Origin of the sequence: Cryobacterium sp. TMS1-13-1, from assembly GCF_004403125.1 — a bacterium.
Classification (GTDB): domain Bacteria; phylum Actinomycetota; class Actinomycetes; order Actinomycetales; family Microbacteriaceae; genus Cryobacterium; species Cryobacterium levicorallinum.
In genome coordinates, this window is sequence record NZ_SOGX01000010.1 from 456,459 (window position 1) to 476,145 (window position 19,687).

The following is a 19,687-nucleotide window of genomic DNA, read 5'->3' on the forward strand; positions in this document are numbered from 1 at the left end:
TAGGCTGGACGGGTGCCATTCTCGCTCGCCGACGTTACCCGCGTCGCCCATACCCTCTGGCCCCCGGGCGGTGCCGAAGCGTGGGATGCACCGGGGCTGGTCAGTGGCGATCCGAACGGACCGATTCGCAGCATCCACTTGGCCGTCGATACCGTCGCCGACACGGTCGACGAGGCCATTGCGGCCGGCGTCGACCTGTTGCTGACGCATCATCCGTTGCTGCTGCGCGGTGTCACGAGCATCGCCGAGGACACCTACAAGGGCGCACTGCTCAGCCGGCTGATTCGCGCCGACTGTGCCCTGCTGGCCGCCCACACCAACGCAGACGTGGTCGCTGACGGCGTGTCCGACGTGATCGCCAATCGGCTGGGGCTGATCGACGCACTGCCCATCACGAGTGGCGCTGTGCCGGGCACCGGCATCGGACGGGTTGGTCGTCTGCCGAAACCGACCACGCTCGGACACCTGGCACACACCGTGCTGGCCCTATTGCCGGCCACGGCTTCCGGGGTTCGCGTCGCTGGCGACTATGCGGCCCCGATCACGACGGTTGCTCTCTGTGGCGGTGCCGGTGATTCCCTGCTTCGCAATCCGCAGGTGCTGGCAGCGGATGTCTACATAACCTCCGATCTGCGCCATCACCCGGCGCAGGAGGCGCGCGAGCAGGCGCTCTGCGTCGGCGGACCTGCCCTCATCGACGTCGCACATTGGGCCAGCGAATGGCTCTGGCTGGAGCCGGCGGCCGTGCAGTTGCGGGCGACCCTGCCGGGGGTGTCGGTCACGGTGAGTGAGTTGAACACCGACCCGTGGGATTTTTCCGTCGTACACTAATTCTTTTTTCTTTCGTCAGTACAACTCAATTCCAGCGTTAGGTCAGGACATCGTGAAGGCATCACCACTCCAGCAGAAAGAACTTCTGCGGCTTCAGGCCCTCGACATCAAAGTTCTTCAGCTCAGCCACCAGTCAAAATCACTCGCGGCGCACACTGAGCTTGCCGCGCTCAACCGGGAGGCTGAGGCCAGCCGTATGAAGCTGCTCGGCCGGTCCGGCGAGCTCGACGATGTGTGCACCGAATTGGGACGCATCGAGAGCGACGTTGAGGTCGTCGAGAAGCGCATTGCCCGCGATACCGACCGCCTGCAGCACACCTCATCGATCAAGGACATCCAGGCCCTGGACTCGGAGGTGGCCTCACTCAAGAAGCGCCTGTTCGATCTCGAGGAGATTGAGATTGCCGTGCTTGAGCGCCAGGAGGAGCACGAGGCGGCCGTCGCCGTGGTGGAGCAGGAACGCGACGCCATCGCCGAGCGGGTCGCCGCGACCGAAGCCGTTCGGGATGAGTCGCTGGTCGACCTCACCCGTCAGCTCGGCGAGTTGACCCGTGATCGCGCGACGATCGCGGCTACCATTCCCGATGACCTCGCTGCCCTGTACGAGCGCCTGCGCATCAGCGGCCACGGCAACGCCGCGGCGCTGCTGCGTGCCCGTACCTGCAGCGGATGCACGATGACCCTGACCGGGAGCGACCTCGCTGATGCCCGTCAGTCTCCGGCGGACGAGGTCATCTTCTGCCCCGACTGTGGCGCCGTGCTGGTGCGCACCGAAGAGTCCGGAATCTAGCGCCGGTTCGCACGTTGCCTGCCCGCCCGGTAGGCTTTGTTCTCGGAATGGGTCGGCAAGACGGTCGCGTCATTCGGGAGATCTTCGGGTCAAGCGGGTGCCGAGGAACGTCCGGGCTCCATAGAGCAGGATGGTGGGTAACACCCACCCGGGGTAACCCGCGAGACAGTGCCACAGAAAGTAGACCGCCACCAGCGCGAGCTGGGGGTAAGGGTGAAACGGTGGTGTAAGAGACCACCAGAGGCCAGGGTGACCTGGTCGGCTCGGTAAACCTCGTCCGGAGCAAGGTCAGACAGAAAGCGTTGAGGCGGCTCGCCGAGCTTTCGGGTAGACCGCTAGAGGGCTGCGGCAACGTAGTCACGAGATAGATGGCCGTCGACGGTGTGCAAGCACCTGGACAGAACCCGGCGTACTAGCCGGCCCATTCCACTTCATTTACCCCGCGGTCCAGTGATAGAGCTTCTCCGGCCGCCCGGCGTGACCATATTTTTGGGTGATGCCGGCACGTTCGGCGGCGACCAGGAATTCAAGATATCTGCGGGCGCTCACCCGAGCCAGACCCAGGTTTTGGGCCACGTCGCTGGCCGAGATGCCCACGGTGACGCGCTTGAGCGTGGCCACGACGGCGTCGAGCGTCACCTCGGACAGCCCCTTGGACAGCGCCAATCCGGCCGGCCCAGGGGCACTGGCTGGCGGCGCGACCGTGCCGGGTTGCAGCATCCGGTCTATTCGAGCCTGGTCGAGCATCGATGCTGTTACGGCGGCGTGTTCGTGCAGGTCCAGCCGATGTTGAACGTACTGGTCGAGTCGCTCGAGCAGCACGGTCGAGGTGAACGGTTTGACCAGGTAGTGCATGACCCCACCGGCCATCGCCGCCCGCACGGTGTCGAGCTCCCTGGCAGCGGTGATGGCAATGATATCGACCGGGTCGCCGGGAAGATTACGCGCGGCCCGCAGCACCTCGATGCCGGATATGCCGGGCAGATGGATGTCCAACAGCACCAGGTCTGGCTTCAGCCTCGTGATCAGATCGAGGCCGTCGGTGCCGGTATATGCGACGCCGACGATCTCGAACCCACCGTGAGCGAGCAGAAAACCGGTGTGAATTCCCGCGACTTCACGGTCATCGTCGATGACTACCGTGCGGATAAGAGCCGTGCGAACGGGAGCCGTACGAATGAGTGTCATGAGGCGGTTCCAATGGGGTTGGGCGAAGATGGTACGGCGGCGAGGAGCACGGTGAAGGTTGCTCCGCCGTGCTGCGACGGCTTGGAGGTGACGAATCCGGTGCGGCGCACGGCTACGCGCTGCACGAGCGCCAAGCCGAAACCGCGTGCTCCGGGGCGACTGGCGTCCCGGGTGGACTGGCCGGCTTCAAATATTCGCACGCGGTCCTTCTCCTTGATTCCGGGGCCGTCATCGGAGACGACGATGGTGGCACCGGTGCTGTCTTCGCTGAGGCGAACGTGGATGGTGCCGTCGGCACCGATCGCCTCCATCGCATTATCGATGAGATTGCCGAGTACAGTGACCGGATCCGTCGTTCCATCGGGTGCCAGAGTAGAATTTTCTTCAATTACCAGATTGATGCCCTTCTCCGCTGCGATGGTGCTCTTGGCCATAAGCAAACTCGCCACGTCGGGGTCGGTGATGCCGGGGGAGAGCGCTCGGGAGAGCACGGAACCACCGTGCCCGGCGCGAGTGATGAAATCCACCACCTGTTCGGTGCGCCCCAATTCGATCAACCCCGAAATGACATGCATCTTGTTGGCGAATTCGTGGGCCTGGGCGCGTAAAGCCTGCGTCACATCCCTGGCGCCATCCAGGTCCTGCAGAAGCTGGTGCAGCTCGGTCCGGTCCCGCAGAATCAATACCCGGCCGACCAGTCGACCGTCGACGGCGGCATCGTTGGACCGCGCCAGCAGAACGCGTTCACCGACGAGCACGGTCTCATCGCTTTCCCCGCTCTCGGCCAGCATCCTGGCCAGTTCCGCACCGACCACGTCCGACGCCGGACGCCCCACCGAGTCATCGTCCGCGCCGAGAAGTCTGCGAGCCTCGTCGTTGACCAGCGCGACGGAACCGGCGGCATCCACCGCGACGAGGCCCTCGCCGATACCGTGCAGCATCGCCTCGCGGGTCTCCAGCAGGGAGGCGATCTCTTCGGGCTCCAGCCGGTGGATCCGGCGCCACACCATCCGAGAGATCATCGTGGCCCCGGCTGTTCCCACGAGGGCAGCCCCGACGAGCCAGATCACCAGTTCGGGCAGTACCTTGTATAGGTCGGCGCGCAGCGTCTGCTCCAGAATTCCCACCGAGGCCATGCCGATGATGACTCCGGACTCGTCGTAGATGGGTAGTTTGACCCGCCAGGTTTCCCCGAGCGTGCCGGTCTGCGTGCCGAGATAGGTCGCACCAGACAGCGCAATCGACGGATCGGTCGAGGTTACGCGGCCGATCATGGCCGGGTTTGGATGCGAATAGCGCACGCCGGTGTCGTCGGTAACGACGACGTAGGTCACATTGGCGGCCTCGGAGATCAGCTCGGCAATGGGCTGAATGGTGGCGCTGGGATCACTGTCGTCAAAGGCATCCACGATCGCGGGCAGCTCGGCCACCGACTGCGCCACTCCCACCATACGGGCTTGATAGGCATCACGAATCTGCTGCTCCTGCAGGCGGATGGCGACCGACCCGGCAACGAGGACAACGATGAGAACAATAAAGAGTTGCAGAAAGAACAACTGTGTTCTCAGCGACATCGACTGAATCATTTTCCCATTCTCCCACCTGGCCAGACGTTGCAGTCCGACGGGCGCTGTCCGTAATGACCAATACGCGCACTATGACCGAATTCTTCCGCGGGCCGACGGAGCTCCATACGCTGGGGCACAGCGTAGCCATACGCATCACAGTGAAGTGAATAGAGGAAGACAGCATGAAACAAGGCTCAATGACGCGTCGAACCGGTTTGATCGTGACGGCAGCAGCATCCGTTCTGCTCCTCGCCGGGTGCAGCACCCCGGCAGCGACCAGCGGCGGCAGCGATGAGGCTGCAGCCGGCATCGACAAGCTCAACATCATCGTTCCAGCCGACCCGGGCGGCGGCTGGGACCAGACCGGTCGGGCCATCGAAAAGGACCTGCAGGCCAACGACCTCGTGACGAGCGCCTCCGTCGTCAACGTCGGCGGCGCCGGCGGCACCAACGGGCTCGCCGCCATGAAGACCGAGAAGGACATCAACACCCTCATGGTCATGGGCTATGTCATGGTCGGTGCCGTCGAAACGAACAGCGCGGCCAACCGCATCGAAGACACCACCCCGATCGCCCGCCTGACCGACGAACCGCTCGTCGTGGTCGTTCCGGCGGATTCCCCATACGACACCATTGGCGATCTGCTCGACGACATCGGCGAGACCGGCCAGGCCGTCTCGATCACCGGCGGATCGGCCGGCGGTGCCGACCATATTCTGGCCGGCATGATGCTCAAGGAACAGGGCATCGGCGCTGACAAGCTCAACTACATCCCCTACTCGGGCGGCGGAGAGTCCCTGGCCGCGCTGCTCGGCAACAAGGTCAACGCCGGCATCTCCGGCGTCGGCGAGTATGCCGAGCAGGTCAAGGCCGGCAAGCTACGGGCCCTGGCCGTGTCGGGATCGGATGCTGCCCCGCAGCTTCCCGACACCGAAACACTGACCGAGCAGGGAATCGACGTTGTGCTGACGAACTGGCGCGGAGTGGTCGCCCCCGGATCCATCGATGCCGCACAGGCGAAGATCCTCACCACGCTGATGGAAGACCTGCACGCCACCGACACCTGGCAGACCACCCTCACCGATAACAACTGGGCGGATGCCTTCATGATCGGCGACGAGTTCGCCGAGTTTCTGACCGCAGACATCGCGACGGTGAAGGTCACGCTGAAAGACATCGGTCTGCTGTAACCCGATGACCGTTCCCACACCCGAGACGCTGGGCGGGGGTGGCCCGCACTGGGCTGCTCCAGCCCGGCCCGTCGGAGAAATAGTTTTCGCTTGCGTCATTCTCAGCTTGGGAGTCGTCGGCTTTGTGGCCGGCGCCGACATTCGCACGCCGCCATCAGCCAGCGACATCGGTCCGCGCGCGTTCCCCTTCGTGGTCTCCGGACTGCTCGTCGTGATCGGTGTCGGACTGATCTTTCAACTGCTGCGCGGACACGTCGGCGTGGCCGAAGAGGGCGAAGACGTCGATCCGAGCATCAAAACCGACTGGCTCACCGTCGTGAAACTGGTTGGCTTCGTCATCGTTCATATCGTGCTGATCGTGCCGCTCGGCTGGCCCGTCGCGGCCGCCGTGTTGTTCTTCGGTGCGGCCTGGTCGCTCGGCGCAAAGCCCTGGTGGCGGAACGCCCTGACCGGCATAGCCCTCGCGTTGATTCTGCAATTCGTGTTCGCGGGCCTCCTCGGCGTGTCCCTGCCGGCCGGTTTCCTCCTGGAAGGGGTGGCCATCTTCAATGGATAACTTCATCAACCTGATGAATGGCTTCAGCGTCGCGATGCAGCCGATGTATCTGCTCTACGCCCTCGGCGGGGTCTTCATCGGCACCGCCATCGGCGTGCTGCCGGGCATCGGCCCGGCCATGACCATCGCCCTGCTGATGCCGATCACCTACAGCCTCGAACCGACCGCGGCTATCATCGTCTTCGCCGGCATCTACTACGGCGGCATGTATGGCGGGTCAACGACATCGATCCTGCTCAACACCCCGGGGGAGTCGGCGTCGATCGTGACGGCCCTCGAGGGCAACAAAATGGCCAAGGCCGGGCGGGGCGCTGCGGCTCTCGCCACGGCAGCTCTCGGATCGTTCGTCGCGGGAACCCTCGCGACGGTGCTGCTGAGCTTCCTGGCACCGTTTGTGGCCGAGTTCGCCATCCAAATCGGGCCGGTGGAGTACGTGGCTCTGATGCTTGTCGCCTTCCTCACGGTAGGAGCCTTGCTCGGGGCATCCGCTTTGCGGGGGCTGGCCTCACTGGCCCTCGGTCTGTTCATTGCGCTGATCGGCGTCGACGCCCTCACTGGTCAGCAGCGCTACACCTTCGGTAATCCGTTTCTGGCCGACGGTATCGACGTTGTGCTCGTCGCCGTTGGCCTGTTCGCCGTCGGCGAGGCCATGTACGTGGCGTCTCGGCTGCGGCACGGTCCGGTCAAGGTGATTCCGGTCACCGGCGGCTGGACGACCTGGATGAAGAAGGACGACTGGAAGCGGTCCTGGAAGCCGTGGCTGCGCGGCACCTTCATCGGCTTTCCGATCGGTACGATTCCCGCCGGGGGAGCGGATGTCGCCACCTTCCTCTCGTATGCGGCCGAACGTCGCCTGGCCAAGGGCAAGAACAAGAAGCAGTTCGGCAAGGGTGCCATCGAGGGTGTTGCCGGCCCGGAATCGGCTAACAACGCGGCGGCGGCCGGAGTTCTGGTGCCGTTGCTGACCCTGGGAATTCCGACGACGGCCACGGCCGCGATGATGCTCGTCGCATTCCAGCGCTATCAGATTCAACCGGGGCCGTTGCTCTTTGAAACCCAGGGCGCACTGGTCTGGACGCTCATTGCCAGCCTGTACGTCGGCAACCTGATGCTGCTGATCCTCAACCTGCCGCTGGTGGGTATCTGGGTCAAGATTCTGCAGATCCCGCGCCCGTACCTGTATGCAGGAATTCTGGTGTTCGCCGGGCTGGGTGCCTTCTCACTTAATTTCACGCCGGTCGACGTGGGCATTCTGCTCGTCGTTGGCGTGCTGGGCTTCTTCATGCGGCGTTACGGCTATCCGATCGCGCCGATGGTGGTCGGGCTCATTCTCGGCCCGATCTTTGAAAACCAGCTGCGTCGGTCGCTCGCGATTTCGCAGGGGGATCCAACGGCGCTCATCGCGTCACCGATCGCGGCCACCATCTACGTGTCGCTGATCGTGATCTTCGCCCTGTCGTATTGGATGAAGCGTCGCCAGCGTGCGATGGAGTCTGAGCGAGTTTCCGAGGACGACCCCGTCGACGAACGGATGGCTCGGTAGCGTTCGTCTAACCCAAACGTCAGCAGGACCGGCACCACAAAAGTGATGTCGGTCCTGCTGACGTTGAGCGGTGCGCCTCAGCAGGTGCGAATCAGCCGGGGAACCTGGCAGCGAGGGCGGCCGCACCGAGGATGCCGGCGTTGTTGCGGTGCACGGCCGGAATGATCCTGGTTTTCAGGCGCAGCAGCGGCAGAAAGTCCTCGTGATGTTTGGAGACGCCGCCGCCGACGATGAACAGGTCGGGAGTGAACAACAGTTCCAGGGTTGAGTAGTACTTCTGCAGGCGTGACGCCCACTTGTCCCAGCTGAGGTTCTCGCGTTCCTTGGCCGAGTACGCCGCCCGGGTCTCATAGTCGTGACCGTCGATTTGCAGGTGGCCGAGTTCAGTGTTCGGAACCAGCACACCGTCATTGAGTAGCGCCGAACCGATTCCGGTGCCGAGCGTGGTCAGCAGTACGACGCCGGCAACGTCCTTCGCCGCCCCGAACTGCGCTTCAGCGTATCCCGCGGCATCCGCGTCGTTGACGAAGTGGATGGGGAGCCCCAGGCTCTTTTCGAACAATGCCTCAGCGGCCAGGCCGATCCACTTCGACGACACGTTCGCCGCCGACATGGTGTGCCCGTTCTTGACAACCGCGGGAAAACAGATGCCGACCGGCAGGTCGCCGACTCCCTGGGACACCGTCCCGAGCAGCGTGCGCGTGGTTTCAATGATGTCCTGCGGTCGGCCACCCTTGGGTGTCGGCAGCTTCACCCGCTCCGAGAGCAGGTCACCGGTCGACAGATCGACGACGGCTCCCTTGATTCCGGTGCCACCGATGTCGATGCCGATTGCCGTCGTTGCAGTCATGTAGTGAACCTATCTGGTCGAAAGAGCGGTCAGGGCAGGGTCAGAATTTCGGCGCCACGTTCGGTCACCACGAGGGTGTGTTCGAACTGCGCCGTGATGCTGCGGTCGCGGGTGAGGACCGTCCAGTCGTCATCCCAGATGTCCCAGTCGCTCGTGCCGAGGGTGAGCATCGGCTCAATGGTGAAGACCATGCCGACCTCCATCACGGTGTCGTACTGCGGGGCGTCATAGTGCGGAATGATCAGGCCGGAGTGGAAGGCGTCGCCGACGCCGTGCCCGGTATAGTCGCGCACGACGCCGTAGTTGAAGCGTTTCGCGTAGGACTCGATCGTGCGACCGATCACATTGACCTGCCGACCGGGAGCGACGGCCTTGATGCCGCGGGCCAGTGCCTCGCGAGTGCGCTCGACCAGCAGGGTGACCTCTTCGCGGGCTTCGCCGACGATGAAGGTGACGTTGGTATCGCCGTGCACGCCATTCTTGAACGCGGTGATATCGATGTTCACGATGTCACCGTTTTCCAGCACCGTGTTGTCTGGGATTCCGTGACAGATGACCTCGTTCACCGAGCTGCACAGCGATTTCGGGTAGCCGCGGTAGCCGAGCGTCGAGGGGTAGGCGTCGTTGGCGACCATGTAGTCGTGACCGATTTGGTCGAGTTCCCCGGTCGTCACGCCGGGAACGATTGCCCGGCCGACAGCGGCGATGGCCTCGGCGGCGATGCGGCCCGACTCACGAATGAGCTCGATCTTCTCGGCCGAGTAGACGTCGGAGCCGGTGAACGGGCTCGGGCCGATCTTGCCGACGTACTCCGGGCGAACGATGTGGGAGGGAACGGAACGGGTCGCTGACACCGTTCCCGGGATGAGGTGACCGATTGAATCCTTAGGCATAGGATCAAGCTTATGGCCGAGGACAAAGAACACGCATTCTGGTACAACATGCGCACCGGCGAGGTCGAGCACGGCCTGCAGTCGACGTCGCTGGATCGGGTCGGTCCGTTCAATACCCGCGAGGACGCCTCCCACGCCCTGGAGAAGCTGCGGGCGAACAGCGCCAAGTGGTCTGAGGACGACGCGCGAGACGCTCGCTAACGGCCCGAAGGCGCGTTACTCATAGCTGTGCTCTGGAGCCGGGTAGGCGCCGGAGGCGACATCGGCGGTGAACCGTTGCACGGCATCCGTCAGCACCGCTCGCACGTCAGCATACTGGCGCACAAATTTTGGTACCCGGCCGCTGGTCATGCCAGCGAAATCGGTCCAGACCAGCAATTGACCGTCAACGGATGGTCCGGCACCGACCCCGATAGTCGGGATCGACAGGCGTTCGGTCACCTGGGCAGCGACCGAGGCCGGGACCATTTCGAGGACCACGGCAAAGGCACCGGCCTCCTGAACGGCGAGGGCGTCGATAATGAGTGCTTCGGCCGCTTCGCCGCGGCCCTGGATAATGTGACCGCCAAGCCCGTGCTCGCTCTGCGGGGTGAAGCCGATATGCCCCATCACCGGGATACCGGCCGACACGATGCGCCGAATCTGTTTGTGGCTGCGCACCCCACCCTCGAGCTTGACCGCGTGCGCTTGGGATTCCTTCATGAACCGCACCGCCGTGGCCAGGGCCTGATCCGGACCGCTCTCGTAGGACCCGAACGGCATGTCCGCGACGACGAGCGCGCGGGTGACCGCGCGCGCCACGGCGCGGGTCAACGGAATGAGCTCGTCAACGGTGACCGGCAGGGTGGTCTCGTAACCGAAGACGTTATTGCCGGCCGAATCACCGACCAGGAGAAAATCGATACCGGCCTCATCGAAAATCTGTGCGGTGAGCATGTCGTAGCTGGTCAGGCCGGTAATCGGGATGCCTTGCAGCTTCGCGGTCTGGAAATGTCTGGTGCGTACCCGCTTGGGGCCGTCGGGGGCGTGTCCATACGGCTGTTGAACCGGGACATCGGCGGGAGGGACCATGGGCTCTGGCACTGTCAACTCTGGCATGCGACAAGTTTAGTCAGGCAAGCAATCGTCCTAGGAGCCAGTAACCTAGGCATTAGTTATTAAAGTTGGAGCAATCAGAAAGAGCGTGAATGGACAAGCAGCGCGACTTCGTTCTTCGGACCATCGAGGAGCGAGGAATCAAGTTCGTTCGACTCTGGTTCACCGATGTCGTCGGCACCCTGAAATCGGTCGCCATCGCGCCCGCCGAGGTTGAAGGTGCCTTCAACGAAGGCCTCGGTTTCGATGGCTCCGCCATCGAAGGTCTCACCCGTTCTTTCGAAGCGGATGTCCTGGCTCACCCGGATCCCACCACGTTCCAGATTCTGCCGTGGCGCGGCGAGGTCGACCCGACCGCCCGCATGTTCTGCGACATCACCACGCCGGACGGGCAGCCCGCCGTGGCCGACCCGCGCAACGTGCTCAAGCGCACCCTGGCCAAGGCAGCCGACCGCGGCTTCACGTTTTACACCCACCCCGAGGTGGAGTTCTACCTGCTCAAGTCCTCGAAGTACGGCAAGAACGGGCCGATCCCGGTCGACTCGGCTGGCTACTTCGACAACGTTCCCGGCGGCACCGCGCACGACTTCCGTCGCCGGTCCGTGCGCATGCTCGAAGACCTGGGTATCTCGGTGGAGTTCAGCCACCACGAAGCGGGACCCGGCCAGAACGAGATCGACCTGCGATACGCCGATGCGCTGACCACCGCCGATAACATCATGACCTTCCGCACCGTGGTCAAGGAAGTCGCCATTGAGCAGGGCGTTTACGCGACGTTCATGCCCAAGCCCATGTCTGAGCACCCCGGATCAGGCATGCACACCCACATGTCGTTGTTTGAGGGCGACGCGAACGCGTTCTACGAGGCTGGTGCCAAGTACCAGCTGTCCAAGATCGGCCGCCAATTCATCGCCGGACTGCTGAAGCACGCGCCGGAGATCACCGCGGTGACCAACCAGTTCGTCAACTCCTACAAGCGGCTGTGGGGCGGCGACGAGGCCCCGAGCTTTGTCTGCTGGGGCCACAACAACCGTTCGGCCCTCGTGCGAGTACCGCTGTACAAGCCGAACAAGGGCCAGAGCGCTCGCGTCGAGTACCGCGCGATCGACTCAGCGGCCAACCCCTACCTCGCCTACTCGCTCATGCTGGCTGCCGGCCTCAAGGGCATCGAGGAGGGCTACGAGTTGCCGCCCGAAGCCGAGGACAACGTCTGGAGCCTGAGCGACACGGAGCGCCGTGCCCTCGGCTACACTCAGCTGCCGGCGAGCCTGGACCATGCCATTCAGTTCATGGAGGAGTCCGAACTCGTCGCGGAGACGCTCGGGGAACAGGTCTTCAACTACGTACTGCTGAACAAGCGCCAGGAATGGCGCGACTACCGGTCGCAGGTCACTCCGTTCGAGCTGCAGAAAAATCTGGAGATGCTCTAACTCGCAACCCTGTCGATGATCGAAGGAATCACCCGCGATGGAGCGTTTGTATTTAACACTGACCGAGCTTGTTCGGGTCGGCTTCGTGGACCTCACCGAGGTGCGCAGTCGGCTCGACGAGGTCGCGCATCTCGGTGCGAGCAGCCCACACAGCGCGTCCGAGGCGACCGACCGGTTGACCGACACGCGCCAGCTGCTTCCGCTCCTGACGAAAACGGCCAGTCCGGATGCTGCGCTGGTCGCGCTGGTCGCGCTGCTCCGGCAGGGGTCCGCTGAACTGTTCGATCTGCTGCAGTCGCCCGCTTCGGCCGGGCGTCTGGTCCGGGTGCTCGGGGCGTCGAGCGGCCTCGCCGAATTCTTCCTGCGACACCCGAACGAATTGTCCGTCCTCAAGGTACCGCTGGCCGTGCTGCCCAACGTCGATGACCTGGTGCGCGACCTGTTGGACTCGGTGGGCGCGAGCGACGGATTCTCCCGCCTGGTGGACGAGGAGGCCTGGATCGCCCTTCGGGTGCGATACCGCCGCCGGCTGGCACAACTCGCGGCCTTCGACCTCGAACAGGATGACCCCGTGGCCGGGCTCGACGGCGTGGCCCGCACCCTGTCCGATCTCGCGACGGCGGCTCTCGAGGCCGCCCTCGCTGTCGCGCGGACCATGTGCAGCGGCGAGTCGGCCGGCCGCGGCGTGTTCCCCACCGAACAGGTGCGCGCGACCCGGCTGACGATTATCGGTATGGGCAAGGCCGGCGCGAGTGAACTCAACTACGTCAGTGATGTCGACGTCATCTTCGTCGCCGACGGTGATGACACGGTCGGGCTGGAAAACTCCCGCGCCGTCGAAATAGCGACCCGGCTGGCCGTACTCATCATGCGTGCACTCAACGAGTCAGCTGTCGAACCGGAACTCTGGGAGGTCGATCCCAACCTGCGGCCAGAGGGCAAGAACGGTGCGCTCGTGCGTTCGATCGAATCCCACCTCGCCTACTACGATCGCTGGGCCAAGAGTTGGGAGTTCCAGGCCCTGCTCAAGGCGCGCACGCTCGCGGGGGACCGCGAGCTCGGGGGGCGCTACATCGACGCCGTCACACCCAAGGTCTGGAACAGCGCCAGCCGCGAGAATTTCGTCGAGTCCGTGCAGCGGATGCGGGAACGCGTCACCGACAATATTCCCGACGATGAGGTCGATGTGCAGCTCAAGCTCGGGCCCGGAGGCCTGCGCGATATCGAGTTCACGGTGCAGCTGCTGCAGCTCGTGCACGGCCAGACTGATCCGGAGGTGCGCCAGGCCGGCACCCTCCCCGCCCTGACCGCACTGGCCACGGCCGGCTACGTCGGGCGGGCCGAAGCGACCGAATTCGCCCAGGACTACCGCGTGCTGCGCCTGATGGAGCACCGGCTGCAGCTGCAGAAGCTGCGCCGCACCCACCTGGTTCCCCGGGACGAGGCGAACCTGCGGGTGCTGGCCCGGTCGACCGGTCTGGCGACGAGCGCTGCCGGGCTGACCATCCGCTGGTCGGAGACCAAGCACCGCGTGCGCGGCCTGCACGAGCGGTTGTTTTACCGTCCGCTGCTCTCGGCGGTGGCGTCACTGCCGGCCGAGGGTCTGAATCTGACCAGTGCGCAGGCCGAGGCTCGGCTGGCCGCGATTGGTTTCCTTAACACCAAGGGCGCCCTAGCCCACATCGCGGCGCTCTCGGGTGGGGTCTCGCGACGCGCGGCAATCCAGCGTCATCTGCTGCCCGTCCTGCTGCAGTGGCTGTCCCAGGGGGCTGACCCCGATTATGGCTTTCTCGCGTTTCGGCGGCTCAGCGACAACCTCGGCTCGACCTACTGGTTCCTGCGCATGCTGCGCGACTCGTCCGGCGCTGCGGAGCGACTCACCCGCGTGCTGTCCGGCAGCCGCTACATCGGGGAACTGCTCGAGAAGATCCCCGAAGCGGTGGCCTGGTTGGAAGACGAGGACGACCTGCAGCCTCGTCCGCTCAAGGCCCTGCGGGACGAAACACGCGCGGTACTTGGCCGACACGAAAGTGCGGATGCCGCCAGTACCATCCTTCGGGCGGCGCGCCGGCGCGAGATGCTCCGCCTGGCCTTCGCCTCGCTCCTCGGCCAGATCAACCTCGACCAACTGGGTCAGGGCCTCACCGATGTCAATGCGACCTATATCCAAGGAGTGATCGCGGCCATTCGCGGGGGCGAACTCAGCGATGCGGCTGAGAGCGCAGCATCCGCTTCTCCCGATGGCATTGAATTTGCGGTAGTCGGAATGGGCCGCTTCGGTGGTGCTGAGCTCGGTTTCGGCTCCGACGCCGATGTCATGTATGTCTTTCGTGCCGGCACCCTCGTGGGTGAAGCCGCCAACGAGCGTGCCAGGTTTATCGTTCGTGAACTCAACCGGCTGAGCGACGACGCCCGCCTGCCGTTGGATCTGGACATCGGCCTGCGCCCGGAGGGCAGTAATGGGCCGGTGGTGCGGTCGCTTGAGTCGTACCAGGCCTACTACCGGCGCTGGTCGCTCACCTGGGAAGCCCAGGCGCTGCTGCGTGGCCGCGGAGTCGCCGGGGATGCCGCTCTGCTGCGCGACTTCGAGGCCGTGGCCGACGAGGTGCGGTATCCGAGCAATATCAGTGAGCAGGCCGTGCGTGAGGTCCGCCGCATCAAAGCGCGGGTCGAGAACGAGCGTCTGCCGCAGGGAGCCGACCCAAACCGACACCTCAAGCTGGGACGCGGGTCGCTCAGCGACGTCGAGTGGCTCGTGCAATTGCTGCAACTGCAGCACGCCGCGGCCATTCCAGCGCTCCGCACGACGTCGACGCTGCACGCGCTGACCGAAGCGGTGACCGCGGGTTTGATTCCGGCAGCGGATGCCGCGGTCTTGCGCAGCGCCTGGGTCTGCGCGTCCCGCGCGCGCTCGGCCATAACCCTGTGGACCAATCACACCTCGAACGTGCTCCCGACGGATCGCGCAGCCCTCGAAGGCATCGCCCGCGTGATGGAATACCCACCGGGGTCGGGTAATCAGCTGGAAGACGACTACCTCGCCGTCACGCGGCGCGCCCGCGCCGTGTTTGAGCGTTTGTTCTATGGCCCGGTGGAGCGCCCGGGCCCGACGGCCGGCTGAGCCTGCGCGGGGACGTCAGCTACGAAAAAAGGACCGCATCCGAGGATGCGGTCCTTTTCTCACACGTTGGGTTTAGACGCCGTAGTAGAGCTCGAACTCGAACGGGTGCGGGCGCTGAGCGAGCGGCTTGATCTCGTTTTCGCGCTTGTACTCGATCCAGGTCTCGATCAACTCAGGGGTGAAGACGTTTCCGGCCAGCAGAAAGTCGTGGTCCGCTTCGAGGGCCTGCAGGGCTTCTTCGAGCGAAGCCGGAACCTGGGGGATGTTCTTGGCTTCTTCGGGCGGTAGCTCGTAGAGGTCCTTGTCGACGGGCTCGTGCGGTTCGGTGCGGTTCTTGATCCCGTCGAGGCCGGCCATGAGCTGCGCGGCGAACGCGAGGTACGGGTTGCCGGAGGCATCGGGTGCACGGAACTCGAGGCGCTTGGCCTTCGGGTTGGTGCCGGTGATCGGGATGCGGATGGACGCCGACCGGTTGCCGGCCGAGTAGACCAGGTTGACCGGTGCTTCGAAGCCGGGAACGAGGCGGTGGTAGGAGTTCACCGTCGGGTTCGTGAACGCGAGCACGGCCGGGGCGTGCTTAAGCAGGCCTCCAATGTACCAACGGGCCACATCGGAGAGTCCGCCATAGCCGGCCTCATCGTAAAACAGCGGCTTGCCGTCGGCCCAGAGAGACTGGTGGGTGTGCATGCCGGAGCCGTTGTCGCCGAACAGCGGCTTGGGCATGAAGGTCGCCGTCTTGCCCCAGTCGTGCGCGGTGTTCTTGACGATGTACTTGAACTTGAGCAGGTCATCGGCCGCGTGCACCATGGTGTCGAACTTGTAGTTGATCTCCCCCTGGCCGCCGGTGCCGACCTCGTGGTGGCTGCGTTCGAGGATGAGGCCGGCTTCGATCAGCTTGAGGCAGATATCGTCGCGCATGTCGACGTGCTGGTCGACTGGGCTGACCGGAAAGTAGCCGCCCTTGAACGGCGTCTTGTTGGCGAGGTTTCCGCCTTCTTCTTTCTTGCCCGAGTTCCAGGCGCCTTCGCTGGAGTCGACGGAGTAGAAGCTGGTGTGCTGGTTAACTTCGTAACGCACGTCGTCGAAAATGTAGAACTCGGCTTCGGAGCCGAAGAATGCGGTGTCGCCGATGCCGGTGGAGGCTAGGTACTTCTCGGCCTTCTTGGCTACCTGGCGCGGGTCTTTGGAGTAGATCTCGCCGTTGCGCGGGTTGTAGATGTCAAACAGCATGATGAGCGTGCGCTCGGTGCGGAAGGCGTCGATGTACGCGGTCGACACATCGGGGATGAGCTGCATGTCGGATTCGTGGATCGACGCGAAACCGCGGATCGACGAGCCATCGAACATCTGGCCAACGGTGAAGAATTCTTCATCAACGGTGGATGCCGGGATGTTGAAGTGCTGCTGCACACCGGGAAGATCGGTGAAACGGATGTCAAGAAACTTGACGTCCGTGTCTTTGATGAATTTGAGCACTTCTGACGAATCGCGGAACATGCGGATAAACTCCAGACGACGTGGGCGTGGAAACAGCCGAATCGGACACATCGGCTTTATTGAGATTAGTAGCGCTGCGTTACTTGTCCGTGACGCTTATGTTTCACACATGTTACAGGGGAGCCTGCTCGGTAGACTCATCGGGTGCCAGACTCCAGCTTCCGCCCGAACACTTTTGGTCCAGTGCCACCGAGCAAATGGCCGGGGGAGCGCCTCGGGCTACCCCAGCACGGGCCGAGTTCGATCGGTCGGCCTGGACGGAGAATTCTGGGCTTCGCCATCGACTGGGCCATCGCGATCGCGGTGTCGGCGATCTTCTTCAACTATGATCCGGCCGCGAACCTGATCATCTTCGTCATCCTGCAGATCGTGTTCATTCCGACCATCGGGGCCAGTATCGGCCACCGGCTCGTTGGCCTGCGGCTCATCTCCATTCACGGCGGCTGGATCGGGCTGTGGCGGCCGGTGGTGCGCTCGCTGCTGCTCGGGATCGCGCTTCCCGCCCTGGTGTGGGATTCCGATCAGCGCGGCTTCCACGACAAGATCGCCGGAACGGCCCTCATTCGTCAGTAGCGATCCGGTCTGTGCCGCACAGTCCGAACAACCAAAAGAAGGGCCGCACGCGAAGCGTGGGCCCTTCTTTTGGTTCCCCGGAATCGGGTGAATCTGTCTGGAGTCAACCGCGCTGCGGTCGCGCCTTCATCGGGTCGACGCCCTTGGGAATGGGAAGCTTGGTGCCCATGGAATTCAGGCGGTTGTTGACCGCGAGAACTTCGGCCTTGGTCAGGGAGGGCTTGATCCGGGTCAGACGGCGGGCCAGCTTGTGCAGCGGCACGGCGTCGTCGTCGGGTCCGACCGAGATCACGGTCACGCCGACGTTGCCGCCGATGCGCACGATCTTTCGCTTTTCTTCGTCGAGCATGCGTGCGGTGCGCGTTTTCGGGCCCTCGCTGATCAGCACGACTCCACCGCGACCGACAGCGCGATAGACAGCATCCTGAGTCTTGCCGTTGACGGCGACCGGCATTTCACTGCCGACCCATCCCCGCTTGAGCGAGCTGCGCAGCACGGCACCGACGGCACCGGGCTGGCCCTCGATCTGCGAATAGGCGGCTTTCTCGGCCCGCCGCCCCAGAATGATGAGCATCGCCAGGATTCCGGCGAGCACGCCGGCGACGATCCACAGCACCATCGTGAAGACGTTGCTGCCGGGGATCAGCAGGGCCAGGGCCAGGCTGATCAGAACGGGGATGAGGAAGGCCAGAACCAGAATCCAGACGATATTCGAGTCATATCGTCTCGTCATCTGGAAAACCTGCCACATTTGCTTCAAGCGGCCGGGTTTCTTCGGTTTTTTGGGGGTCTTTTCCTTGCTGCGTGCCATGGGTATAAGACTACCCAGTCACTCGAATGCCGAGTGACCGAATTCGCCCCGTCCTCGCATCAGGAGACGGCCTGGGCGAACCCAAGTTGGGCATTCGCCAGCTGGCGCAGCTCGGCCGGAATCTCCCGGCCGGTCGCGACCATGGACTGGGCCCACAGCCGGCCAGCCCGATAGGACGACCGCACCAGCGGACCGGAGAGCACGCCGAGAAAGCCGATTTCTTTGGCCTCCTCGTTGAGTTCGACGAATTCCTCCGGGCGCACCCAGCGGGCGACCGGCAGGTGTCGGGCACTCGGCCGCAGGTACTGCGTGATGGTGATGATGTCGGTGCCGGCTTCGTACAGGTCGTGCAGGGCCTGGGTGATCTCCGCGCGTTCTTCACCCATTCCCAGGATGAGGTTGGACTTGGTGATCAGACCGGCATTGCGGCCCTGGGTAAGCACGTCGAGCGACCGGTCGTAGCGAAAGGCGGGGCGGATGCGCTTGAAGATGCGCGGCACGGTTTCGACGTTGTGCGCGAAAACTTCCGGTTGGGCTGAGAACACCTGCGCGAGATGCTCCGGGTTGCCGGAGAAGTCCGGCACCAGAATCTCGACGCCGGTACCGGGGCTCTGCTGGTGGATCTGGCGAATGGTCTCGGCGTAGAGCCAGGCCCCCTCGTCGGGCAGGTCGTCCCTGGCCACACCGGTCACGGTGGCATAGCGCAGGTTCATGGTGACAACCGATTCACCGACGCGGCGTGGCTCGTCGGTGTCGTAGTCGGCCGGCTTCCCGGTGTCGATCTGGCAGAAGTCACAGCGTCGCGTGCACTGGGAACCGCCGATCAAAAAAGTTGCTTCGCGGTCTTCCCAGCACTCGAAGATGTTGGGGCAGCCGGCTTCCTGGCAGACCGTGTGCAGGTTCTCGCTTTTCACGAGACTCTGCAGCTTCTGATATTCGGGGCCCATTTTGGCGACGGTCTTGATCCAGGCCGGCTTACGTTCGATCGGAGTTTCGGCGTTGCGAATTTCCAGGCGCAGGAGTTTGCGGCCTTCGGGTACTGCGTTCATGCGTTCGTCCTGACGTTGTCGAGGCTGAGGGGGTTAAGGCTGTCGGTGTCGGCTCCCAACGTGCGTTGAAAGCCAGCGGTGATGGGGTCGATCAGGTCACTCGGGTCTACGGTGCGGCCGAGGACGCGGGACATTGTGGTGACTCCGGCATCGCGAATTCCGCAGGCGATGATGCGGTCGTACGGATCGAGGGAGTTGCTGCAGTTGAGCGCGAAGCCGTGCATGGTGACGCCCTGGGCGACGCGGATGCCGATGGCGGCGATCTTGTCTTCGTGTCCGGCCGGTCCGACCCAGACGCCCGAACGTCCGGCGACCCGGACGGCGTCGATGCCGAAGCCGATCAGGACCTCGATCAGCATGCCCTCGAGAGATCGAACATAGCCGACGACGTCGACTGGTTCTGCCAGGTGCAGGATGGGGTAGCCGACCAGCTGCCCAGGTCCGTGCCAGGTGATTTTACCGCCGCGGTCGACGTCGATCACCGGGGTGTCGTCGACCGGGCGTTCCTCCGGCAGGGTGCGTTTACCCGCTGTGTACACGGCGGGATGCTCCAGGAGGAGGACGGTGTCCGGTCGCTCACGGGCGACGACGGAACGGTGGACTGCGCGTTGGAGCTCTAGGCCCTCAACATACGGCACGGAGTTGGCGCTTAGCCCCGCGACGACAAAGTCGAGCATTGGCCCAGTCTAGGGGGCTGCGGGG

18 protein-coding genes and 1 other RNA gene are annotated in these 19,687 nt (G+C 64.0%); 10 read left to right on the forward strand and 9 right to left on the reverse strand.

Going from position 1 to position 19,687, the window contains the following annotated elements; translation table 11 throughout:
- The first annotated feature begins 12 nt into the window (after positions 1-12).
- The 3 genes from E3T31_RS11505 to rnpB all read left to right on the forward strand — a co-directional run bounded on the left by E3T31_RS11505 (position 13) and on the right by rnpB (position 2,049).
- A complete protein-coding gene (locus E3T31_RS11505) occupies positions 13-831 on the forward strand; it encodes a Nif3-like dinuclear metal center hexameric protein (RefSeq protein WP_134468823.1) in 819 nt (272 codons plus the stop codon).
- Between the two features lie 52 nt (positions 832-883).
- A complete protein-coding gene (locus E3T31_RS11510) occupies positions 884-1,621 on the forward strand; it encodes a zinc ribbon domain-containing protein (RefSeq protein WP_134468824.1) in 738 nt (245 codons plus the stop codon).
- Positions 1,622-1,669: 48 nt separating this feature from the next.
- Positions 1,670-2,049, forward strand: an RNA gene (gene rnpB, locus E3T31_RS11515) — RNase P RNA component class A.
- Positions 2,050-2,056: 7 nt separating this feature from the next.
- Here rnpB and E3T31_RS11520 read toward each other — a convergent pair.
- The gene (locus E3T31_RS11520) at positions 2,057-2,809 is read right to left on the reverse strand and encodes a response regulator (RefSeq protein ID WP_134468825.1); all 753 of its coding nucleotides are present in this window, start codon (positions 2,807-2,809) and stop codon (positions 2,057-2,059) included.
- Positions 2,806-4,383: a sensor histidine kinase gene (locus E3T31_RS11525; protein WP_241977856.1), complete on the reverse strand. Its 1,578-nt coding sequence runs from the start codon at positions 4,381-4,383 to the stop codon at positions 2,806-2,808. Before E3T31_RS11525 ends, E3T31_RS11520 begins: the two co-directional genes overlap by 4 nt.
- 176 nt (positions 4,384-4,559) lie before the next feature.
- Here E3T31_RS11525 and E3T31_RS11530 point away from each other — a divergent pair, with 176 nt between their 5' ends.
- From E3T31_RS11530 to E3T31_RS11540, 3 genes are read left to right on the forward strand one after another with little or no spacing between them, the layout of a single operon-like run.
- On the forward strand, positions 4,560-5,567 hold the full coding sequence (locus E3T31_RS11530) for a tripartite tricarboxylate transporter substrate binding protein (protein ID WP_134468827.1): 1,008 nt from the start codon (positions 4,560-4,562) through the stop codon (positions 5,565-5,567).
- A 4-nt stretch (positions 5,568-5,571) separates the two neighbouring features.
- Entirely contained in the window at positions 5,572-6,123 is a 552-nt protein-coding gene (locus E3T31_RS11535; protein ID WP_134468828.1) for a tripartite tricarboxylate transporter TctB family protein, read from the forward strand.
- The gene (locus E3T31_RS11540) at positions 6,116-7,666 is read left to right on the forward strand and encodes a tripartite tricarboxylate transporter permease (protein ID WP_134468829.1); all 1,551 of its coding nucleotides are present in this window, start codon (positions 6,116-6,118) and stop codon (positions 7,664-7,666) included. The genes E3T31_RS11535 and E3T31_RS11540 overlap by 8 nt, the downstream gene beginning before the upstream one ends.
- Positions 7,667-7,757: 91 nt before the next feature.
- Here E3T31_RS11540 and ppgK read toward each other — a convergent pair whose 3' ends face one another.
- Both ppgK and map read right to left on the reverse strand, forming a co-directional pair.
- Positions 7,758-8,516, reverse strand: coding sequence for a polyphosphate--glucose phosphotransferase (gene ppgK, locus E3T31_RS11545; RefSeq protein WP_134468830.1), 759 nt, complete (start codon positions 8,514-8,516; stop codon positions 7,758-7,760).
- Between the two features lie 29 nt (positions 8,517-8,545).
- A complete protein-coding gene (gene map, locus E3T31_RS11550; RefSeq protein ID WP_134468831.1) occupies positions 8,546-9,409 on the reverse strand; it encodes a type I methionyl aminopeptidase in 864 nt (287 codons plus the stop codon).
- Between the two features lie 12 nt (positions 9,410-9,421).
- Here map and E3T31_RS11555 point away from each other — a divergent pair, with 12 nt between their 5' ends.
- A complete protein-coding gene (locus E3T31_RS11555) occupies positions 9,422-9,610 on the forward strand; it encodes an SPOR domain-containing protein (protein WP_092448646.1) in 189 nt (62 codons plus the stop codon).
- Positions 9,611-9,625: 15 nt separating this feature from the next.
- Here E3T31_RS11555 and panB read toward each other — a convergent pair whose 3' ends face one another.
- Positions 9,626-10,507: a 3-methyl-2-oxobutanoate hydroxymethyltransferase gene (panB, locus tag E3T31_RS11560; protein WP_174844876.1), complete on the reverse strand. Its 882-nt coding sequence runs from the start codon at positions 10,505-10,507 to the stop codon at positions 9,626-9,628.
- 89 nt (positions 10,508-10,596) lie between these two features.
- Here panB and E3T31_RS11565 point away from each other — a divergent pair, with 89 nt between their 5' ends.
- Positions 10,597-11,934 (forward strand): glutamine synthetase family protein, encoded by a 1,338-nt coding sequence (locus E3T31_RS11565; protein WP_092108031.1) that lies wholly within the window; start codon positions 10,597-10,599, stop codon positions 11,932-11,934.
- 37 nt (positions 11,935-11,971) lie between these two features.
- The gene (locus E3T31_RS11570; RefSeq protein WP_134468832.1) at positions 11,972-15,055 is read left to right on the forward strand and encodes a bifunctional [glutamine synthetase] adenylyltransferase/[glutamine synthetase]-adenylyl-L-tyrosine phosphorylase; all 3,084 of its coding nucleotides are present in this window, start codon (positions 11,972-11,974) and stop codon (positions 15,053-15,055) included.
- Positions 15,056-15,127: 72 nt separating this feature from the next.
- Here E3T31_RS11570 and glnA read toward each other — a convergent pair whose 3' ends face one another.
- Positions 15,128-16,552 (reverse strand): type I glutamate--ammonia ligase, encoded by a 1,425-nt coding sequence (glnA, locus tag E3T31_RS11575; protein WP_092448643.1) that lies wholly within the window; start codon positions 16,550-16,552, stop codon positions 15,128-15,130.
- 144 nt (positions 16,553-16,696) lie between these two features.
- On the opposite strand from glnA, the gene E3T31_RS11580 reads away from it, so the two are divergent.
- Positions 16,697-17,125, forward strand: a complete 429-nt coding sequence (locus E3T31_RS11580; RefSeq protein ID WP_134468833.1) for an RDD family protein — start codon at positions 16,697-16,699, stop codon at positions 17,123-17,125.
- A 103-nt stretch (positions 17,126-17,228) separates the two neighbouring features.
- On the opposite strand, the gene E3T31_RS11585 is transcribed toward E3T31_RS11580, so the two are convergent.
- Genes E3T31_RS11585 through lipB form a run of 3 tightly spaced genes read right to left on the reverse strand, consistent with a single transcriptional unit; the run spans position 17,229 to position 19,662 of the window.
- A complete protein-coding gene (locus E3T31_RS11585) occupies positions 17,229-17,936 on the reverse strand; it encodes a DUF4191 domain-containing protein (RefSeq protein ID WP_134468834.1) in 708 nt (235 codons plus the stop codon).
- A 59-nt stretch (positions 17,937-17,995) separates the two neighbouring features.
- A complete protein-coding gene (gene lipA / locus E3T31_RS11590; RefSeq protein WP_134468835.1) occupies positions 17,996-18,985 on the reverse strand; it encodes a lipoyl synthase in 990 nt (329 codons plus the stop codon).
- On the reverse strand, positions 18,982-19,662 hold the full coding sequence (lipB, locus tag E3T31_RS11595; RefSeq protein WP_134468836.1) for a lipoyl(octanoyl) transferase LipB: 681 nt from the start codon (positions 19,660-19,662) through the stop codon (positions 18,982-18,984). Before lipB ends, lipA begins: the two co-directional genes overlap by 4 nt.
- Positions 19,663-19,687 lie beyond the last annotated feature (25 nt).

Excerpts from the sequence above, each read along its gene's own strand:
- E3T31_RS11520 (WP_134468825.1), bottom strand. The coding sequence starts at position 2,809 with ATGACACTCATTCGTACGGCTCCCGTTCGCACGGCTCTTATCCGCACG.
- E3T31_RS11525 (WP_241977856.1), bottom strand. The coding sequence starts at position 4,383 with ATGTCGCTGAGAACACAGTTGTTCTTTCTGCAACTCTTTATTGTTCTC.
- E3T31_RS11530 (WP_134468827.1), top strand. The coding sequence starts at position 4,560 with ATGAAACAAGGCTCAATGACGCGTCGAACCGGTTTGATCGTGACGGCA.
- E3T31_RS11535 (WP_134468828.1), top strand. The coding sequence starts at position 5,572 with ATGACCGTTCCCACACCCGAGACGCTGGGCGGGGGTGGCCCGCACTGG.
- E3T31_RS11540 (WP_134468829.1), top strand. The coding sequence starts at position 6,116 with ATGGATAACTTCATCAACCTGATGAATGGCTTCAGCGTCGCGATGCAG.
- ppgK (WP_134468830.1), bottom strand. The coding sequence starts at position 8,516 with ATGACTGCAACGACGGCAATCGGCATCGACATCGGTGGCACCGGAATC.
- map (WP_134468831.1), bottom strand. The coding sequence starts at position 9,409 with ATGCCTAAGGATTCAATCGGTCACCTCATCCCGGGAACGGTGTCAGCG.
- E3T31_RS11555 (WP_092448646.1), top strand. The coding sequence starts at position 9,422 with ATGGCCGAGGACAAAGAACACGCATTCTGGTACAACATGCGCACCGGC.
- panB (WP_174844876.1), bottom strand. The coding sequence starts at position 10,507 with ATGCCAGAGTTGACAGTGCCAGAGCCCATGGTCCCTCCCGCCGATGTC.
- E3T31_RS11565 (WP_092108031.1), top strand. The coding sequence starts at position 10,597 with ATGGACAAGCAGCGCGACTTCGTTCTTCGGACCATCGAGGAGCGAGGA.
- E3T31_RS11570 (WP_134468832.1), top strand. The coding sequence starts at position 11,972 with ATGGAGCGTTTGTATTTAACACTGACCGAGCTTGTTCGGGTCGGCTTC.
- glnA (WP_092448643.1), bottom strand. The coding sequence starts at position 16,552 with ATGTTCCGCGATTCGTCAGAAGTGCTCAAATTCATCAAAGACACGGAC.
- E3T31_RS11585 (WP_134468834.1), bottom strand. The coding sequence starts at position 17,936 with ATGGCACGCAGCAAGGAAAAGACCCCCAAAAAACCGAAGAAACCCGGC.
- lipA (WP_134468835.1), bottom strand. The coding sequence starts at position 18,985 with ATGAACGCAGTACCCGAAGGCCGCAAACTCCTGCGCCTGGAAATTCGC.
- lipB (WP_134468836.1), bottom strand. The coding sequence starts at position 19,662 with ATGCTCGACTTTGTCGTCGCGGGGCTAAGCGCCAACTCCGTGCCGTAT.